Below are 20,211 nucleotides of genomic sequence, written 5' to 3'. Positions count from 1 at the left end.
CATTTCAACGCCGTAAAGGGGAAAGCTTAGTGCAAATCGCCGGGATTGCGGCCGGTTATTTCTTCAGCACCGCATCTTTTTGCAGCAGCGACAGGACAAACGCCAGCACCATCACGCACGCGGCAATCAGATACACCGAGTGCAGCGCCGAACCAAATGCCTGCAAATAATCAGCGCGGATGGCGGCCGGTAATTCCTGCACCGCCTGCGCGCTGAGTGAGCGGGGAAGCACCGTGCCTTCGGGGATCAGCGCCACCAGTTGATCACGCAGAACGTGGGTGAAAATCGCCCCAAACATTGCCACGCCGATGGAACCCCCAATCGAGCGGAACAGTGTCACACCGGAGGTCGCCACGCCCATTTGTTTCATCGATACCGAGTTTTGTACCGCCAGCACCAGCACCTGCATCACCATCCCCAGGCCGAAACCGAGCACGCCGATGTAGAGATACAGCATATGTACCGGCGTGCTGACTTTCAGAAAACCCAGCAGCACCATACCGGCGAAACTCAGTAAGGTGCCGATAATCGGAAAAATACGATAACGGCCAATACGGCTGATCAGACGCCCGCTGACGATCGAACTGAACAGCAATGCGCCCATCAGCGGCAGCAGTTGCATCCCCGCTTCTGACGGCGACGAGCCTTTCACCACCTGCAAATACAGCGGCAGGAAGGTCATCGACCCCATCAGTGACATGCCGATAATAAAACTGATTGCGCAACTGAGCAGGAAGGTGCGGTCGCGGAACAGACCCAGCGGAATGATCGGCTCGGCCGCCAGCGTTTCTTCATAAATAAAGCCACCAAGGGTCACCAGCCCGAACGCCAGAATGCACCACAGTTGCGGATCCGACCACTGATACACCGTGCCACCTTCGCTGGTGAACAAGATGATGCAGGTCAGCGCCGCCGCGAGATAACCCGCGCCGAGAAAATCGATTTCATGGCGGATGCGTGCAGTCTGCGATTTCAGCGCCACGCCAATCACCAGCAGGGCGAAAATCCCCAGCGGCAGATTGATGTAGAAAATCCAGCGCCAGGAAATATGCTCAACCAGAAAACCACCGATCAGCGGCCCGATAACCGTCGCCAGACCAAATACCCCGCCGAACAGCCCCTGATATTTCCCACGCTCGGACGGCGGAATGACATCGCCGACCGCCGCCATACTGACCACCATCAGCCCGCCGCCGCCCAGCCCCTGCAGGGCGCGCATCAGAATCAGTTGCGTCATGTTCTGCGCCAGCCCGCACAATACCGAACCGAGCAGGAACACAATAATCGCCGTTTGCAGCACGATTTTGCGACCGAGCAGATCACCAAACTTACCGTACAGCGGCACCACAATGGTGGAGGCCAGCAGATAAGAGGTCACCACCCACGAAAGCTGATCCAGGCCACCGAGCTCGCTGACGATAGTCGGCAGCGCGGTGGACACAATCGTCTGGTCGAGTGCGGCCAGCAGCATCACCAGCATCAGCGCGGAGAACAGCAGCTTTATCGAAGGCTTCTGTTCCGCCACCTCGCTCTGTGCCGAATTTATTGTCGTCATGAATGACATCCTGACTTGTAATTAATTAACTGTATAATTAATATTGAAGCATCAAATTCATCTGGTCAATGGATCGCCCTCCTTATGGCAGACAGAAAAATCTCAGAAACGCCAGGATCCGCACAAAAGGATCAAAACGAAGCCAACACGCCCGTGCGTCGTCCGGGTCGTCCGCGCAGTGCAAAATCCGGAGCGGATAAGCGTGAACTGCTGCTGGACGCCGCCCTGAAACTGTTTGCCCAATACGGCATCGCCGAAACGCCGCTGAGCATGATCGCCAAAGAAGCAGGCGTCACTACTGCCATGCTGCATTACTATTTCAAGACCCGCGAACAACTGCTGGACGTGATGATCGACGAACGTTTTCAGCCAGTCCGTGCCGGATTTACTGATATTTTCCAAACACATGCCGACGATCCGCTTCTGGCGATCACTAATATGGCGCAGTGCATGATTGATGCGGCAGAAAAATACCCGTGGGTGGCACCGCTGTGGGTGCGGGAAGTCATCAGCGAAAGCGGTATGCTGAAAAAACGCATGGAAGAACGTAACGGCGACAAAAACCGCAAAATCGTACAGGAATGCATTACCCGCTGGCAGGCCGAAGGAAAACTGAATCCGGATCTCAATCCGGCATTGCTGTTCATTTCCCTGTTCGGTCTGACGCTGTTCCCGATGGCCTCAATGAAAATGAGACGGGAAGGCGCGTCACCCATTTCCCCCGATATGTTGCGTAAACACGTCGCCCTTTTGCTGTTCCACGGCGTTGCGCCGCAGAAGCCGTAAGCTATTGACTATTATTTCTTGTTTATCGTCGGCATTTCACCAAATAAGTGATCAATGCCGCAATTTTTCATCTGGTGTTATCTCCCTATATTCCCTATAAATAAATATCACACAGCAGTGATTTAAAAATAATAGAGGTATATATGGAAATCCTTGAACAATTAAACAGTTTGGCCATAAAAATTAAGCAACAGTCGCCATTGATTCAAACTGAAGAAGCCACGAAAAACGCATTTGTTATGCCATTTATTAATAAGATCCTTGGATATGATGTCTTTGACCCAACGGAGGTTATTCCAGAATTTATCTGTGATGTGGGTACCAAAAAAGGCGAAAAAATAGATTACGCAATTCTTAAAAGCGGGGAAATTCAAATCCTTGTGGAATGTAAAAAAATCGGCGAATCCCTCAATGTTAACCATGCCTCTCAATTATTCCGATATTTTCATGTCACAAACGCGCGAATATCCATTCTGACTAACGGGCAGGTGTATAAGTTTTTTACTGATCTCGACGCACCCAACAAGATGGATGAGAAACCTTTTTTTGAGCTAGATCTGCTTGATTTAGATGAAAATCTTGTTCCGGAGCTGATCAAGCTTACCAAATCAGCTTTCGACGTGGAATCCATTGTTAATGCGGCAGGTGAACTGAAATACGTCAGCCAGATTAAGAAGATATTTCTTGCTCAATTCACTAATCCTGAAGAAGATTTCGTTAAATTTTTTGCCTCGCGTGTTTATGACGGAATCCTCACACAAAAAGTACGTGAGCAATTTAATACTCTTACCCGTAAAGCCGCGAGCCAGTTGTTAAATGATCAGGTAAACGAAAGACTTAAATCAGCACTCAGCGGCACGGCGCAGAATTTGCCGGTGAAAGAAATCGAAGAAGAATCCAGTACTGCACCAGCAATTATAAATACACCTGAAACGGATCAGATTGTTACCTCCGAGGAAGAACTGGAAGGATTCCACATCGTCAAGTCAATCATAAGAACCATTGTCGATGCGAAACGCATCACGCCAAGGGATACCAAAAGCTATTTTGGTATTCTCATTGATGACAACAACAGGAAACCTATTTGTCGCCTCCATTTTAATCGCACGCAATTTTATATTGGGCTGTTTGATGCAGAAAAAAATGAGACCCGGCATCCGATAGATTCCCTGGATGATATCTACAAGTTCACTGAGCATCTTAATAAAACAGCCCAGAGTTATAACTGAAGAGCTAAGGATAATTTCATGAACCTGCAGAAGCAGGTTCATGATTCTTCCACGGCGTTGCGCCGCAGAAGTTATAAGCCGGGCCACGACCTGCGCGGGTTATCCCGTGCAACTCTCTTAAATCCCTCTTTTTTGTAATGAAAAATACTGTGCAGACTCCTTTATGATGTAACGAAAATGTTGCTGTTAATCAGGGAATGCCATTCAACATGAAGGGAATGCCGCCATTAATTCTTGCGCTGTTAGCCAGTTCGTTAGTACTCACTATCGGACGTGGCGTCACACTGCCGTTTATCACTATTTATCTGACTGAGCACTATCATCTGCTGCCCAAAAGCGTCGGGATCATTCTCGGTGCCAGCCTGGCAATCGGGATTCTCAGTAGTCTTTACGGCGGCTATCTGGTGGATAAATTCAATCACCGGACGCTGATTACCGTCTCCATCAGCCTGTTCGGGCTGAGCTTTTTACTGTTGCCGTTTCTGCCGAATGTGACCGGCGTGCTGCTGGTACTGGCGCTGCTCAATGCCGCTTACGCCCTGCTCAGCATCACGCTCAAAGCCTGTATCGCCAGCTGGTTGCCGGTAGAAAAAAGGGTGAAGGCATTTTCGATGAATTACACGCTGGTGAATGTCGGCTGGGCGGTGGGCTCGTCGCTGGGCGTGTGGCTGGCGGGTTTCAGCCCGCTGCTGCCGTTCGTGATTTCCGGCGTACTGGCGCTCGGTACCGTGATTTCCCTGACCTGGGGATTGCGCAATATCCCGCATAAACCGCCGCAAACAGAACAGGAACAGAAACCCCTGCCAAAACCGAACCTTCGCCAGACACTGAGCATTCTGGCCCATGACCGTCGTCTGATTTACTTCACGCTGGGCAGCACGCTGGGTTCGGTGGTGTTCGGGCAATTCGCCGGTTATCTCTCGCAGTACCTGATTCTGGTCTCAAACGCCGCTTTTGCGTACAAAATCATCGGCGCGGTGATGATCACCAACGCCGTGATTGTTATCACCTTCCAGTACGTATTAAGCAGCCGGATGAAACAAAACAGCCTGCTGAAATGGCTGCTTCTCGGCACGATTTTCTTCATCATCGGCCTGATCGGCTTTATGACCGCCGGACAATCGGTGTTGCTTTGGGTGATCGCGATGGCGATTTTCAGCTTTGGCGAACTGATTGTTATCCCGGTGGAATACATGTTTATCGACTTTATCGCGCCGGAAAATATGAAGGGCAGCTATTACGGCATGCAGAACCTGAGCAATCTGGGTGGCGCGATAAACCCGGTCATGTGTGGTTTTCTGCTCAGTTACACCGCCCCGCCGGTGATGTTTATCGCGCTGATTGCCGCCTCGGTTGGCGGTCTGCTGTTCTTCTGGATGGGGCACCGTCTGGCGGCTAATACAGCACAGCCGCGTGCTGTTTAAGGGTTTCCATCAGCCCGATATAAGGATGCGGGCCATAGCTTATCCGGCTGACACCCGCCGCAGTGAGATCAGCCAGCGGTGGTGTCAGATTGCTGGCCATAATGTTCACCGGCAGCGCTGATACCTCACAGAGTTCGGCAATCAGTGTCAGGTCACTCAAACCGGGGGCAAAAAAACCGCTGGCTCCCGCATCCTTATAGGCAGTCAGCCGCTTTTTAGCTTCCGCCATCAGCACCGGATGCCGCGTGGCGTCGGGTTCCTGTAAAAAGACATCGGTGCGCGCATTGATAAATAACGCCATTCCCTGATTTTCCGCCACCTGACGAAGCGAGTTCAGAATCTCGCATTGTTCACGGACGCCGTTCAGCGCGGATAATCCGATTTGCTGATCCTCAACATTAATACCCACGACACCCGCCTGCAAAAGTGCGCTCAGGTTGTCGCGGCGATCCGCACCATAACCGGTCTCGAAATCCACCGTGAGCGGCAGACTGATCACAGAGGCAATGCGTTGCACCGTCCGTAACAGGCTGGAAAAAGGCATGGCTTCGCCATCCTGATACCCCTGCGCCGCCGCACACGACCAGCTTCCGGTAGCGATGGCTTTTGCCCCCGACTGCGCCACCGCCAGCGCGCTGCCCGCATCCCAGATGTTGTATAAAATGACCGGATTGTGCTTCTGGTGAAGTTGTGAAAATGCCAGTGCCCGACTTTGCTGATTCATACCCTGCTCCTCGTTTAGCGGCTCAACGCCATTCTTCGTTCGTGTTCAATCAGCCACCGCTTGCGCCATAATCCGCCGCCGTAACCGGTCAGCGAACCATCAGCACCAATGACGCGATGACAAGGGATCAGGATTGAAATCTGGTTAGCCCCGTTGGCACGGGCGACTGCGCGGGAAGCCGTGGCCTGCCCGATATCCGCCGCCAGCGCGGAGTAACTGCGCAGTTCACCCGCCGGAATAGCCCTGAGCGCATCCCAGACTTTACGGGTAAACAATGAACCGAATTCCGCCAGTGGCGTGATAAATGTGTGCTTTTCACCCGCGAAATACGCCGCCAGTTCCAGTTCGAGCTGATCAATCAGCGGCGTTCGTCCAAAAATAATTTCAGAGGACGTCAGTTGTTTCAGCCGCTCAATTTCATTAGGTAATGCCGGACGATCAATAAACTCCAGCAGATACAGTGCGTCGTGGCTGGCGATCGCCAGCATGGAACCGATCGGCGTATCCAGCCAGTCAGCCTTCAGAAACTGATGCTTTCTGGCCTGGCTCGGGTTCAGCCCGATTTGACGGGTGATCGCCGCTCGAAATCCGCTGCCGGATTCAAAACTTGCATCCAGTTGGGCATCAATTACCGGCTCTCCTCCGGCCAGCGCATCGACACCCTTGCCGATTCTGCGTAAGCGCGCCATTTCCAGAAAAGTGATGCCAAACTGTCGTTTAAAGGCGCGGCGGACGGTGGAAGGATCAACGTTCATCGCCTGCACATCGCCCTCGCTCCACTTTTTGCCTGGCTCGTTTTCCAGCGCGGCCAGCAATTTCAGCACCAGCGGGTCTTTTTCTCCGCCCTGCATCAGCGGCCGGCAGCGTTTACAGGGCCGGAATCCGGCTTCCATCGCGCTGACCATCGACGGATAAAATACCGAGTTCTCGCGCTTCGGTTTTCGTGCCGGGCAGGTCAGGCGGCAAAAAATACCGGTGCTTTTGACGCCGACAAAAGCAAAGCCGTCATAGGCCGGATCACGGGCAATCAGCGCAGCATAAAGCACATCATCGTCAGGTAAATCGAACAGCATGATTTCACTCGCAGACCGGAAACATGGGGAAAAGCATAGGGGAATTTCAGCGGGAGAAGCGACGTTTTTCGGGCGTTGATTTTAAATATTCACAGCAAGAGTGTCCGTGCCCGGCGTGATACCGGGCACGGCTATTTTTACTCCTCCAGTCCGCGGTTTTTCAGCATCGGCTCAATTGACGGAGCCTTGCCACGCCAGGTTTCGTAGAGTTTTTCCAGATCTTCGCTGTTACCGCGTGAGAGGATCTGATCACGGAATTTCTGACCGTTCTCCCGCGTCAGCCCACCCTGCTCAGTGATACCGGCAAAGGCATCATCGGCCAGCATTTCGGTCCACAGATAGGCGTAATACCCGGCGGCATAGCCGTTACCCCAGATGTGCTGGAAATAGCTGGAACGGTAGCGCGGCGGCACATACGCCAGATTCACTTTATCTTTCGCCAGCGACTCCGCTTCAAACTTATCAACATCCTGCTGCGGTGCGTCCGCGCTCAGGCTGTGCCAGTGCATATCCAGTAACGCAGCCGCCAGCAGTTCGGTCATGTCATAGCCTTTGTTGAACTTACTGGCCTTCTCGATTTTGTCCTGCAAGGCCTGCGGCATCACTTCACCGGTCTGATAATGTTTGGCGAAGTGAGTAAACACTTTCGTATCACTCGCCCAGTGCTCGTTAAACTGCGACGGGAATTCGACAAAATCACGCGGCGTCGCAGTACCGGAAAGACCCGGATATTCCTGATCGGCAAACAGGCCATGCAGCGTGTGACCAAATTCGTGGAACATAGTGATAACGTCGTCCCACGACAGCAGCGCCGGTTGCCCCGCCGCCGGTTTCTGGAAATTCGCCACGTTGTAAATCACCGGTTTCGTACCCAGCAATTTCGACTGATCGACGTAGTTGCTCATCCATGCGCCGCCGCCTTTATTATCGCGCTGATAATAATCGGCGTAGAACAGCGCCATCGATTTACCGTCTTTATCGAACACCTCAAAAACCCGCACATCAGGATTGTAAACCGGCAGGTCTTTGCGTTCTTTAAAGGTGATGCCATACAGCAAGTTAGCGGCATAAAACACGCCGTTTTCCAGCACATTATTCAGCTCGAAATAGGGTTTGATCTGCGCGTCGTCCAGATCATATTTCTCTTTGCGAACCTGCTGGGCGTAGTGCTGCCAGTCCCAGGCAGTCACTTTGAAGCCGCCCTTCTGTTTATCGATTTCTGCCTGAATATCCTGCGCTTCACGCTGCGCGCGGGCGGTCGCGGCTGGCACAATTTTGTGCATGAAATCCAGTGCAGCCTGCGGCGTTTTCGCCATCTGATCTTCCAGTTTCCACGCGGCATAACTCGGGAAACCCAGCACCTGAGCCTGCTGCGCGCGGACCTTTGCCAGCTTCGCAATCAGCTCACGGGTGTCGTTGGCATCGCCTTTTTCAGCGCGATTGATTGAGGCCTCATACAGTGCCTGGCGCGTGTCGCGGTCATCCAGTGACTGTAACAACGGCTGCTGCGTGGTGTTTTGCAAAACCAGAAGCCAGGCATTATCCAGCTTGCGGTCTTTGGCGGCCTGCGCGGCTGCCGATAATTCGGCGTCACTCAGCCCGGCAAGCTGCGCTTTATCTTTCACCGTCAGCCCGCCCGCTTTGGTGGCGGCCAGCAATTTATTAGTGAACTGCGTGCTGAGCGTTGCCGCCTGTTGATTCAGCGCTTTGAGTTTGTCTTTATCCGCATCCGAAAGATTGGCACCTGACAGCTCGAAATCCTTAAAAGTCACCTCAATCAGGCGCTGTGATTCGGGGGAAATTTTCAGGCTGCTGCGCTGGTCATAGACCGCTTTCAGCCGCGCAAACAGCTTGCTGTTGAGATGAATGCTGTCATCCATCGCCGCCAGTTTTGGCGAGGTATCTTCGTCAATTTTTTGCAGCGTATCGTTGGTATTCGCGCCGGTCATCGCGCCAAAAACGTTTTGCACGCGTTGCAGCATGACGCCGGATTTTTCCAGGGCCACATAAGTATTTTCAAAGGTTGGCGGCGCGCTGTCGCTGGCGATTTTATCGACTTCAGCCAGTTTCTGGCGGATGCCTTCGAGGATCGCCGGTTCATAATCGCTGTCTTTATAGAGATTAAATTGCGGCGCCTGGTATTCCAGCGTGCTGGGTTTCAGAAATGGGTTATCGGCATTAATAGCGTGATTCATGACGTGCTCCTGAGTGGCGGGCTGTGCGGTTTCCGCAGCCCCTGCAAACTGGCTGACAGCCAGGCTGGTTGCCAAAAAGAGAGATGACAAACGCATTCCAGTCTTCCTTATCTGAGTGAGAGAAGTGCTCCGTTAAGTCATTGAGAATAGACCTCACTCAGCGATCCGGCAAAAGGCAAACGTAGGTAAATCGTGTTATTACGAGGCGGATTCCATATTTTCGATAAAACTTTTCTGTCAGGATACCGGCCTTAGCAGGGCATAAAAGATGACAGAGGTTCCGATGATCAAAGACCAGACGTTCAGTGACCAGCGTTTTAGCGTGAAGCAGTTTACCGGCGAGACACTGGAGAACTGCCGCTTTTACCGCTGCCGTTTTGACAGCACCGATCTGTCAGAAACGGCGTTCGTCGATTGTCTGTTTTACGATGATGGGGAACAAAAAGGCTGCTCTTTCCAGCATGCAAAATTGCAGGATGCCAGCTTTAAACGCTGTGATCTGACGATGGCTGATTTCAAAAACATTCAGGCACTGGGTTGTGAAATCCGTGAATGCAAAGCCACTGGCGCAGATTTCAGCGGCGCGAGTTTTATGAATATGATCACCTCGCGCACCTGGTTTTGCAGCGCCTTCATGACCAAAAATAACTTCAGCTACGCGAACTTCAGCAAAGTCATTCTGGAGAAATGCGAGTTATGGGAAAACCGCTGGACCGGCGCGAACGTGCAGGGCGCAAACTTCAGCGGCTCCGACCTTTCCGGCGGCGAATTCACCGAGTTCGACTGGAATAACGTCAACATTACCCATTGCGACCTGACGAACTCCGATCTGGGTGAGCTGAATATCCGTAAAGTCGATCTCGATGGCGTGAAAATCGACGACTGGCAGCAGAGTCATTTGCTGGAAAAATTGGGGATGATTGTGATCCATTCGAAGTGAGAGGATACGATATAAAAAACCGCTCTCTGAAGCGGCTTTTTTGTGCCTGAAATCCCCAGGCTGCCCGCCGGAAAGTGCGCTTCCCCTCCGCCCTTCATCAGAATCTCACCGCAATATGCTATAACAGACCTTCGCTTTAGCCACGAAATTAACCTCATGAAAGATAATAATATTTATTCGCCTCAGGCGTCTGTGCCGGAAAAATCACGGGTGCTGGGCTGGTCTGATTTATTCTCGCTGTGGTTCTCGCTCGGTATGGGTCTGATGGTATTGCAGGCCGGTGCCATTCTGGCTCCGGGCCTCGGGCTGGCGGGCTCGCTGGCAGCCATTGTGTTGGGGTCTGCCGTCGGCGTTGCGCTGCTGGCACTGGTCGGGGTGATCGGCGGGCAGACGGGCATGTCGTCGATGGCGTCGCTGAGGCTCAGCCTCGGCAAACGCGGCGTGGCACTGCCGGTGCTGTTCAATCTGATCCAGTTGATCGGCTGGGGCGCGTTCGAAATTGTGGTGATGCGCGATGCGGCCAGTCTGCTGGCAAAACGCGCCTGGGGCGACGGCAGTTTTTGGGCGAATCCGACCCTCTGGACGTTTATTTTCGGCGTCGTTGCCACCTTGCTGGCGGCCAGCGGGCCGCTGGCGTTTATCCGCCTGGTACTGCGCCGCTGGGGGATCTGGCTGTTGCTGGCGAGCTGTGCGTGGCTGACCGGTTATCTGTTCCTGCACGCCGATTTATCCACACTGTGGCATAAAGCCGGGGACGGTTCGATGCCGTTCGCGCTGGCCTGCGATATTGTGGTGTCGATGGCATTTTCGTGGCTGCCACTGGTGTCGGATTACACCCGTTTCGGCAAATCTGCGCGGCAAAACTTCTGGGGAACGGCCTGCGGATATTTCCTCGGCAGCGTGTGGATGATGGCGCTCGGCGTGGCGTATACGCTGGCGTTTGTCAGCACCTCGACCGATGCCAATGCGCTGCTGCTGGCGCTTTCCGGGATCGCACTGGGTATTCCGCTGTTACTGATTCTGGTGGATGAGCATGAAAATGCCTTTGCGGATATTCACTCAGCGGCGGTGTCGGCGGGGACTTCCCTGCCGGTCAGCGTGGGTAAACTGACGCTGGGTATCGGCCTGCTGTGTACGCTGATCGCCTGGGCCGTTCCGCTGACGCAATACGAAAACTTCCTGCTGCTGATTGGCTCCGTGTTTGCGCCGCTGTTTGGTGTGGTGCTGACGCATCATTTTGTTCTGCGCAGGCAGACACAAAAAGACCTGAATATACGTTCCCTCGCAGCCTGGATTACCGGCATTGTGGTTTATCATCTGATGGCAAATCTGCTGCCGGATATCGGCGCGACAATTCCGTCGCTGCTGGTGGCGGGGCTGGTGTGCTGGGGATTAGGGCGTAAAGCCTGAGATAAAAAAACCGCCCCGAAGGGCGGTTTCTCTACTGCTACAAACCCGGGCCCGTGCTGACATTGATGTTGATATGAGAAACATTAACGTTCCATCCATCACCAGCAGTTGTCATCAAAGAACCCAGTACAACGATCAGTGCATAAATACACTTATTCATTGATGCGGCCTTTTACAACCGCGTTTCACCAATAAGCACCGGGACCGACTGGAGAAGGACAAGCAGTGTTTGGGTTGCCTGTCCGCGCGGTACTCAAGTGCTAATTTCAAGCCCGGTGACCCGTCGCTAAACGGGCAAACTAGCCCCGCGCAGATGCTACCACCAAGACCATAAAAACAATAAGGATATGTGTATAGAATTTAAACTTGCTGCCTTCCCACCCCTGGTGTAAGTTAGTGGCGTTTGGGTTGCCTGATCCCGCTTATTATTAAAGCGTGAAACTGGGTTGATTTAGCGCTAACTGAATCACCCAACAAAAAAACCGCTCTCTGAAGCGGTTTTTTTGTGCCTGAAATTCAGCCCTTACCGTCTCATTTCCCCTGGCCGAAAAAGTCGTTGTACAGCATGTAAAGATGCGCCGCACTCCATGAGAAGTTTGGTGCGCCCTGCTGCTGGCCGTTGAGCGGATTGTAGTTTTCCCGGATAGGCGCATCCGAAATCAGACCATCGGCGTGATCGAAAAAGGCCTGTGCCATTTTCACAGCATCTTCGCGGTAACCGTATTGCTCCATGCCTTTCAGGCCGAAATATAACTGATCGACCCAGACCCTGCCGCGCCAGTAAATGTCTGCACCGAACGCCGGATTGGTCAGTGCGGCGGTGCCCAGTGGCACATAGGTGTTAAATTCGCGCACATCTTTCATCACTTTCACCACGGCGTCGGCATGCGCCTGCGTCGCTGCGCCGTTAAACAACGGTGACCAGCCTTCCGGACCTTTGCCGCGTTCGACAATCGGTTTGCCCGCGCAGCCGTTGGCCAGCGGTTTGTCTTCAATGCGGATGTCATAGAAGAAGCCGCTGCGGCTGTCGAACATGCAGGTGTTGATGTATCCGGCCAGTTTGACGGCTTTCGCGCGGAAATCTGCGGCGGCTGTTTTCTTACCCAAAATATCGGCGATTTCGGCCATGTATTTGTTGTCGCTGTACATATAGCTGGCTTCATCGACGGATTCCTGTAACAGCGAATACCCCAGCAACGTTCCGTCATCCGAACGGTTTTCGGCGAATTTGACCTGCCAGTCCTGTTTTTTACCGCCATTTTTGATGTATTTCGCCAGCTGATCGGCATCGATAAAACCGAAGGCCGCCGCATCATCCCGCCCCGATTCCCACGAAGCCGCCACCTGCGCCGGGATTTCGATGCTGTCGTACTGACCGGATTTCACCACGCGGTCGTAGTTTTTCAGCCCGGATTCGGTCTGTTCTTTCTGCCCTTCCCTGACGGTAAACAACATTTTGCCGTCAGCGGTGTTATGCGCTTTATCGCGCGTGGCGCCATATTCCGGCACGCCGTTATGGTTGTGGTCACGGTTACGCAGCCACCAGTCGTGATAAGCGACCAGTTTAGGGTACATCTCCGCCAGCCATTGTTTATCACCGGTCGTTTTGTAGATTTCCATCACCGACCACGCCGCCAGACTCGGTTTCGTGTTGCGCTCATTCCAGTTGGTGCCATCGCCGCCACGTTCCGGACCCGGGTTATAGGCAATCAGATCAGGTACAAAACCGGCATCCCACGGACGAACCGGATCACCGGGCGGGATCTGAAAGGCAAACACGGCGCGGATATTGTTTTTCGCCACCTCGGGATTGAAATGCGCCATCGCATACGCTTGTTTCCAGGTGTCCCACGGCCAGGTCTGATTGCCGGAGAACCAGCGGCCAGTCACCGATGGCGTCACCGAATCAAACTTCATCGCACCTGCCGCCCCGCGCCAGTTAGCGGTTAATGTTTCGATGGCTTTCACCGCCACACGTTCCTGATCTTTGGTTGCTTTCGGGTTTGTCAGACCGGCATTCAGGTAGCCTTCCCAGCGTTTTTGCGAGGCATCCAGATAAGGCTGGGGATGCGCCAGAATATCCTGGATTTTCGGCTGCTCTTTCTGAACCTCAGCGGCCGTCAGCAGATGCGAATAAGTGGTGTAAAACGTGGTGGAACCGGCGATTTTGGCTTTGCCGGTAAACTGATGGCCTGTAACCGTCATCTGCATCGGCAGGGATTTGTGGATCTGATATTCGGACTCGCCGGAGGTCATCAGGCTCGAGGCCTCGCGCACTTTGCCGAAAATCACGCGCAGGCCGTCAGCAACCGGCAGGATCTGGCGCGTATACCCCGGATATTCCTGCCCGATGGTTTTATCCGATGGCGGTTTTCCTTCCTGAGCGCGGAGCTTTTCCAGCAGTTCGCCGTCCCAGACCAGTTCCAGCGGGGAATCCGTGGTGATTTTAGTTTCCAGCAAAGAAGTGCGGGACGTCACGAAACGCAGGGTCATGTCGATGCGGATGCCGGGCGCGGTCAGCGTCTGAACAAGCGCTCCGGGAATGCTGTAAGCGGTCATGCTCAGCGCGACTTTTTGTCCGGCTTTATGCACCGTCAGCCGGTCAAAGTTATCGGCCATAAAGTTGATATATTCTTCGGTCAGCAGCGCCGGTCCAGGGAATCCGCCCATACCTTGCGGGCCAGACGGCAGTAAATGCCCGTGCCAGGCACCCTCATCAAATAAAGGATTAAAACGCTGATGCTCGTCGAAATCATAATCGAGCATATATTGCGGCGCGCCGGTACGGTTAATAACGTTTTTAAACGAATCAGCCCGCAAAGTCTCGGCGTTTTCTGCCTGTGCGTGTGCAGAAATAAATAAAGCAGCGCAGATAATTAAACTGAGCGGCCGGTGCGGATTAATTTTTTTCATTATGATCTTCCCCAGTAGAAATATTGCATAAGAAATACCGAGTTGCTGGCGCCGGTATTGTCATTGCTCATATAGAATTTGCTGTCTAATGCGGTCGCGAACCGGCCGCCGTAATATTCGTACCAGATACCGGCCTGTGCGTAAGACGTGGTGGTATCGAAAGTAGTATCCCGCGAATGTTCGGCATAACTGTACGCGGTGGATAAATACAGTCCGGTGACCGCTTCAACCATGGCGCTGACCATCATTCCTGATTCGTGGCCGGAATGGCTGCTGTCGCCTTTGCCGGTGTGATGCCAGACGCGCCCTGCCAGATTTTTACCCTGCAAACCCGCGAGGAATAGCTGCCCGGTGCCATCGGTCAGTTCCAGACCGTTGAGCAGCGTCAGCCCTTCCATCAGATCATATTGCGTGTAGCCGTTGACCATCGCCTGATAGGTGTATTTATCTGAATAACGGTCGTATTTTCCGAAATGCAGTAACGCCGTGCTTTCATTAACACGGCTTTGCGGTGCGGCGGTCAGGCTGTAACGGAACTTGCCGGTCAGGTTTTGCACCTTCACTGCCTGCGTTAAATCGCGGGTATTAGGGATCACGTAGCCGTATTCCGGCGTGAAATCGCCCCACCATTGCAGGTCATCCAGCGAGGAATCGTTGCGCATACTGAGGATAAATTCGGTGCCCCGATCAGTACGATAACCACCGTAAAAACGGTTTAAGCCGCCTTCGAATCCGCCCCAGCGGTGATCAGGCACCCAGGCGTTTCCCTGATGATCGGCCTGTACCGTCCAGCCTTCGCCGTAAATAAGCCCGAACCAGTTACCGTGTTTTATTTCCAGACCACCTTCGATATAGGTTCCGTCGCTGTATTTGTGCTGATCTTTGCCATTTAAATACACGCTGCCGCCGCCGCCCATTTCGCCATAAAAGCGATAAGCAGTGGCGTCGCGGCTGACCGGCGTTATTTCCGGTGGTGCTGATTCATTATGTTCGGCGGGGACAACCGGTTCCTGCGCCCGCAAATTCATTGATAAGGAAAATAATAAAAGTACTAATATTTTATTTAATGATGTGTTCTTCATCGGTATGCGCTTCTTTGTTTGGTTATTATGAACAGGAAAGCAGAAGTAAAACGCATACTAGTAAATATTTTACTAAAATATACTTAAAATTAGGTAAAGCGTTAACTCTGTCACAGTGAGATTTTGCGGGCCGGAAGGCCGGTGAGCGGTGTACATAAGGCACTGATCACATTAAGCTACGGCTTTGGTTTACCTGATGATGAGACGCTGATGGCTACTTTGAAGGAAATCGCTGAGGCCGCGAACGTATCCGTTGCGACGGTTTCACGTGTGCTCAATGACGATCCGAGCCTGAGCGTGAAAGCGCAGACCCGCCAGAAGATTTTAGAAACGGCGGAACGCCTGGAATATAAAGTCTCGCCTTCCCGCCGCAATGCCACGCAACGCATGACGTTTGCCGCATTGTTTACTTACCGGCAGGGGCTGGAAATAGACGATCCTTATTATCTTTCCATGCGCTATGGCATTGAAACACAATGCGAAAAACTGGGTATCACCCTGATTTCCGGCTATGACTTTACCGGCGAAAAAGCGCTGCCTCCGGCGGACGGTTTTCTGGTTATCGGACAACCTCAGGCCGCACTGCATACGCAGCTCGCGCAACAATCCACGCCGGTCGTTTTCATTGATGGCGTAATGGAAGACCCGCAATCTGACTGCGTGAATGTGGATTTATTTAAGATCAGCCAGAAGGTCATCGACTTCTTTATCGGTCAGGGCTATTCGCGCATCGGCTTTATCGGCGGCCGCGATCACCCTGAATTCCCGGATCAGCGCGAGCAGGCCTTTGTGGAATATGGCCGTCTGAAAAACGTCGTCCAGCCGGACGATATCTGGTACGGCAATTTCACCAGCCAGTCCGGCTATCAGTGCGCCAGGAAAATGTTGCAGCAAAATGCGCCTTATCCCCCGGCGTTGCTGATTGCCACCGATACCATTGCGCTGGGCGTGACCCGTGCGCTACTGGAACACGGCGTTAAAATCCCCGAGCAAATCGCGCTGATCAGCGTTAATGACATTCCGACAGCCCGCTTTGTGTTCCCTTCTTTATCGACCGTTCGCATCCATTCCGAAACCATGGGCGCACAGGCGGTCAACCTGCTGACCGAACGTCTGCGCGATGAACGCACCGTACCGCTGTCGGTATTTGTGCCGGGATCGCTGCAACTCCGGGACACCACCCGCCGGTAAAATTTAACTGCATGATCCTCAAACCGATTTTTTATTTTTTGTGATCGCCCTGACAACCAGTAAAATTTTTTAGTTATTTTTACTAAATATTTACTATCTTCTCTCCCATAGAAACACGTCTCAGGAGAGATCACGTGAATAATTGGGAAAATATCGAGAAGCAGTCGGAGAACCGTTTACCGCCACGCGCCTCCTTTTTCAGCTATGAAAATCCACAGGCGGCGCTGTGTTTCGATCGCGCAGCCAGTCACGGCTTTCAGTTGCTCAGCGGCCGCTGGCAGTTCCGCTTTTTCGAGCACCCGGCGTTAGTCCCGGATGAATTCTACAATCAGCCGATGACTGAATGGGGCCACATCACCGTCCCCGGCATGTGGCAGATGGAAGGCCACGGTCAGCTGCAATATACCGATGAAGGTTTCCCCTTCCCGATCGACGTTCCTTACGTTCCCACTAATAACCCGACCGGCGCGTATCAGCAGCGTTTTACCCTCGATGCAGCCTGGACAGGCAAACAAACGCTGATCAAATTTGACGGCGTGGAAACCTATTTCGAGGTGTATGTGAACGGGCACTACGTCGGATTCAGCAAAGGCAGCCGCCTGTACGCAGAGTTCGATATCAGCGCCAGCGTGAAACCGGGTGAAAACCTGCTGTCGGTGCGTGTTTTACAGTGGGCGGATTCAACATATATCGAAGATCAGGATATGTGGTGGATGGCGGGAATTTTCCGCGATGTGTATCTCATCGGTCAGGATCCGGTTCATCTTAACGATTTCACCGTAGTCACCACATTCGATGAAAACTACTGCGACGCCGTGCTCAATATTGATGCCGTGCTGCGTAATTTACACCAACCCGTCAGCGGTTATCGTCTGCACGCGCAGTTATTCGACGATGGCGTCTGCGTGGCACAGTTATCAGCAGATAACCTGAATATCGGCGATGAAACGCGCTGTCGCCTGGACATTCCGGTCAGTCATCCACGCCAGTGGAACGCGGAACATCCTGAGTTATATCAGCTGTTGCTGACGCTGTATGACGACACGGGACAGATGATTTCGGTGGTACCTCAGCGCGTTGGCTTTCGTGACATCCGCGTACGCGACGGGCTGTTTTACGTCAACGGACGTTATCTCAAGCTGCACGGCGTAAACCGCCACGACCACGATCACCGCAAAGGGCGTGCGGTCGATATGGCGCGGGTGGAACGCGATATCATCCTGATGAAACAGCACAATATTAACTCGGTGCGCACCGCGCATTACCCGAATGATCCTCGCTTTTACGAGTTGTGCGATATCTACGGATTATTCGTGATGGCCGAAACGGATCTGGAAAGTCACGGTTTCGCGAACGTCGGCGATCTGAGCCGCATCTCCGACGATCCGCACTGGGAACACGCCTATGTGGAGCGTATCGGGCGTCACGTCATGGCGCAAAAAAACCACCCGTCGATCATTATGTGGTCGCTTGGCAACGAATCTGGTTATGGCTGCAATATCCGCGCCATGGCGAAACACTGTAAAGCCCTCGATCCGACACGTCTTGTTCACTACGAAGAAGATCGCGACGCCGAAGTGACCGACGTCATCAGCACCATGTATTCCCGCGTACAGATGATGAATGCGTTCGGCGAATACCCGCACGCCAAACCGCGCATCATCTGCGAATACGCGCATGCAATGGGCAACGGTCCCGGCGGATTAGCCGAATATCAGGCCGTTCTGAATCGCCATGACAGCCTCCAGGGGCATTACATCTGGGAATGGTGCGATCACGGATTGCTGGAAACCGGTGAAAACGGCCAGATGCGTTATACCTACGGCGGCGATTACGGCGATTATCCAAACAATTACAACTTCTGCATGGACGGGCTGATTTACCCCGACCAGACGCCCGGCCCCGGCCTGCGCGAATATAAACAGGTGCTGTGCCCGGTCGGCGTCAGTCTCCGCGGCGGCGCGCTGCACATCAAAAATCGTTACTGGTTCAGCTCACTGGAAGACATCACGCTGTCGCTGACCGTTCAGGTCGCCGGACGCGGCCTCGAAACCCGCGAAATTTCCCTGCCGCACCTGCAACCCGGCGAAGGCGAAACGCTGGCGCTGCCAGAATTTCCCGCCAGCGGTCAGGAAGTTTTCCTGAATGTTGGCATTCGCAAAAACAGCCCGACGGTGTACAGCGAAGCGCAACATCCGCTCGGACAGTATCAGATGCTGTTGCAGGCAGCCCGCCCGTCAGCCATGAAACCTGCGCCGCAAAAGTCCGCAACGCTGTTATGTGATGAGCAAAAACATCAGCTTATCGTCAGCGGCGAGGGCTTCCGGCTGGCATTTTCCCGTCTGGACGGCGAACTGCAAAGCTGGCAAGTGGATGACGAAGAGATCACAGGCCGTGCGCCGAAACTCAATTTCTTTAAGCCGGTCATCGACAACCATAAACAGGAGTTCGAAGGCCTCTGGCAGCCCCATCATCTGCATATCATGCAACAACATTTCCGGCAGATGCACTGGGCGCGCCAGCAGGACGACGTCGTCATTGAAGTGCAAAGCATCATTGCGCCGCCTGTTTTCGATTTCGGTATGCGCTGCACTTATCGCTGGCAGATATCGCCTCAGGGCGTCGTCACCCTCGATTTATCCGGCTCGCCTTACGGTAATTTCGATTCAATTATCCCGAAGATCGGCCTCGATTTTGGCGTCAGCCGTCGTTTCACGCAGGTGGAATATTACGGGCGCGGGCCGGATGAAAACTATCAGGACAGCTGTCAGGCCAATCTCATCGGCCATTATCAGCAGCCGGTGAGCCGTTTATTTGAAAATTACCCGATGCCGCAGGACAACGGTAACCGGCAGGATATCCGCTGGCTGAGTCTGTGCGATGACGCTGGAAAAGGGATTTTCATTCAGCCACGCCAGCCGCTCAATTTCAGCCTGTGGCCGTACAGTGCGCAGATGCTGCAACAGGCGCAGCATATTGATGAACTAAGGCCGGACGGCTGCCTGACCCTCAATCTCGATCACAAAATTTCCGGTCTGGGCTCCAATTCCTGGGGTTCCGAAGTGCTCGATTCTTATCGCGTCTATTTCTCGGCATTCCGCTACGGCTTCACGATGGTGCCGTTCAGCCAGCATGACACCAACAGCCAGCAGCTTGCGGAATTCACCTTTCATCCCGCGGAGGAAAACTGATGATTATTCTCGACTGTTTAACCGAATTTCAGCGGCTCTACCGTAGCGGAAAAAAATGGCAGCGCTGCATGGAAGCCATTAATAACCTGGACAATATTCGTCCCGGTGTTTTCCATTCCGTCGGCGATTCGCTGGTTTACCGGCTCGCCAGCGGCAGCGAAAAACAGCGGGCGGAATTCGAGGGTCACCGCCGTTATTTCGATGTGCATTACTACCTTGAAGGCGCGGAGGAAATCGAGTTTTCCGCGAAATCTGCCCTGCACCGCGTGTCGCCTTATGACGATGAAACGGATCGCGAATTTTTTACCGGTCAGGGTGAAACGATAAAGGTACCTAAAGGCCGCGTGATCATTTTTGAAAACCACGAAGCGTACCGGTTCAGACCGGAAAAAGACGTCAGAAAAGTCATTTTAAAAGTGACCGTCGAAGAGAGTTATTTCGTTAATAAATAATAAAAAAACAAGAACCACTTACCCTATAAACATCGCAGTTGGAGAG

Annotated in this window: 14 protein-coding genes; 8 read left to right on the top strand and 6 right to left on the bottom strand. The window is 53.1% G+C overall.

Annotation, left to right across the window (positions count from 1 at the left end; translation table 11 throughout):
- Nucleotides 1-55 precede the first annotated feature (55 nt).
- Complete coding sequence (locus ABIC79_RS17030; RefSeq protein WP_013573497.1) at nt 56-1,555, bottom strand: MDR family MFS transporter; 1,500 nt, start codon at nt 1,553-1,555, stop codon at nt 56-58.
- A gap of 84 nt (nt 1,556-1,639) precedes the next feature.
- On the opposite strand from ABIC79_RS17030, the gene ABIC79_RS17025 reads away from it, so the two are divergent.
- From ABIC79_RS17025 to ABIC79_RS17015, 3 genes are all read left to right on the top strand, one after another.
- Entirely contained in the window at nt 1,640-2,341 is a 702-nt protein-coding gene (locus ABIC79_RS17025) for a TetR/AcrR family transcriptional regulator (RefSeq protein WP_013573496.1), read from the top strand.
- Nucleotides 2,342-2,484: 143 nt separating this feature from the next.
- On the top strand, nt 2,485-3,570 hold the full coding sequence (locus ABIC79_RS17020; RefSeq protein ID WP_013573495.1) for a type I restriction endonuclease: 1,086 nt from the start codon (nt 2,485-2,487) through the stop codon (nt 3,568-3,570).
- 209 nt (nt 3,571-3,779) lie between these two features.
- Entirely contained in the window at nt 3,780-4,994 is a 1,215-nt protein-coding gene (locus tag ABIC79_RS17015; protein WP_013573493.1) for an MFS transporter, read from the top strand.
- On the opposite strand, the gene ABIC79_RS17010 is transcribed toward ABIC79_RS17015, so the two are convergent.
- The 3 genes from ABIC79_RS17010 to dcp form a co-directional block, all read right to left on the bottom strand.
- Entirely contained in the window at nt 4,966-5,718 is a 753-nt protein-coding gene (locus tag ABIC79_RS17010) for an isocitrate lyase/PEP mutase family protein (protein ID WP_119261086.1), read from the bottom strand. The two genes, ABIC79_RS17015 and ABIC79_RS17010, sit on opposite strands and share 29 nt — an antisense overlap.
- 14 nt (nt 5,719-5,732) lie before the next feature.
- A complete protein-coding gene (locus tag ABIC79_RS17005; protein WP_119261085.1) occupies nt 5,733-6,791 on the bottom strand; it encodes a bifunctional transcriptional activator/DNA repair enzyme AdaA in 1,059 nt (352 codons plus the stop codon).
- A gap of 137 nt (nt 6,792-6,928) precedes the next feature.
- The gene (gene dcp, locus ABIC79_RS17000; RefSeq protein ID WP_119261084.1) at nt 6,929-9,082 is read right to left on the bottom strand and encodes a peptidyl-dipeptidase Dcp; all 2,154 of its coding nucleotides are present in this window, start codon (nt 9,080-9,082) and stop codon (nt 6,929-6,931) included.
- A 187-nt stretch (nt 9,083-9,269) separates the two neighbouring features.
- Between dcp and ABIC79_RS16995 the strand changes: the two genes are divergently transcribed.
- On the top strand, nt 9,270-9,926 hold the full coding sequence (locus ABIC79_RS16995; protein ID WP_013573489.1) for a Qnr family pentapeptide repeat protein: 657 nt from the start codon (nt 9,270-9,272) through the stop codon (nt 9,924-9,926).
- A gap of 156 nt (nt 9,927-10,082) precedes the next feature.
- Nucleotides 10,083-11,336: a putative hydroxymethylpyrimidine transporter CytX gene (cytX, locus tag ABIC79_RS16990; protein ID WP_354567905.1), complete on the top strand. Its 1,254-nt coding sequence runs from the start codon at nt 10,083-10,085 to the stop codon at nt 11,334-11,336.
- Nucleotides 11,337-11,867: 531 nt separating this feature from the next.
- Here cytX and ygjK read toward each other — a convergent pair.
- Both ygjK and ygjJ read right to left on the bottom strand, forming a co-directional pair.
- The gene (gene ygjK, locus ABIC79_RS16985) at nt 11,868-14,249 is read right to left on the bottom strand and encodes an alpha-glucosidase (protein ID WP_354567903.1); all 2,382 of its coding nucleotides are present in this window, start codon (nt 14,247-14,249) and stop codon (nt 11,868-11,870) included.
- Nucleotides 14,249-15,331 (bottom strand): protein YgjJ, encoded by a 1,083-nt coding sequence (gene ygjJ, locus ABIC79_RS16980; protein ID WP_037033777.1) that lies wholly within the window; start codon nt 15,329-15,331, stop codon nt 14,249-14,251. The genes ygjK and ygjJ overlap by 1 nt, the downstream gene beginning before the upstream one ends.
- Nucleotides 15,332-15,541: 210 nt before the next feature.
- Between ygjJ and ebgR the strand changes: the two genes are divergently transcribed.
- The 3 genes from ebgR to ABIC79_RS16965 all read left to right on the top strand — a co-directional run bounded on the left by ebgR (nt 15,542) and on the right by ABIC79_RS16965 (nt 20,165).
- Nucleotides 15,542-16,522, top strand: coding sequence for a transcriptional regulator EbgR (ebgR, locus tag ABIC79_RS16975; protein WP_037033902.1), 981 nt, complete (start codon nt 15,542-15,544; stop codon nt 16,520-16,522).
- 134 nt (nt 16,523-16,656) lie between these two features.
- Nucleotides 16,657-19,713: a beta-galactosidase subunit alpha gene (gene ebgA / locus ABIC79_RS16970; RefSeq protein WP_354567900.1), complete on the top strand. Its 3,057-nt coding sequence runs from the start codon at nt 16,657-16,659 to the stop codon at nt 19,711-19,713.
- Nucleotides 19,713-20,165, top strand: a complete 453-nt coding sequence (locus tag ABIC79_RS16965; RefSeq protein ID WP_013573483.1) for a beta-galactosidase subunit beta — start codon at nt 19,713-19,715, stop codon at nt 20,163-20,165. Before ebgA ends, ABIC79_RS16965 begins: the two co-directional genes overlap by 1 nt.
- The last annotated feature ends 46 nt before the right edge of the window (nt 20,166-20,211 follow it).

Origin of the sequence: Rahnella sp. 2050, assembly GCF_040544515.1 — a bacterium.
GTDB lineage: Bacteria > Pseudomonadota > Gammaproteobacteria > Enterobacterales > Enterobacteriaceae > Rahnella > Rahnella aceris.
Note: the sequence above shows the minus strand (reverse complement) of the source record. Positions and strands in the feature narration are given on the sequence as shown.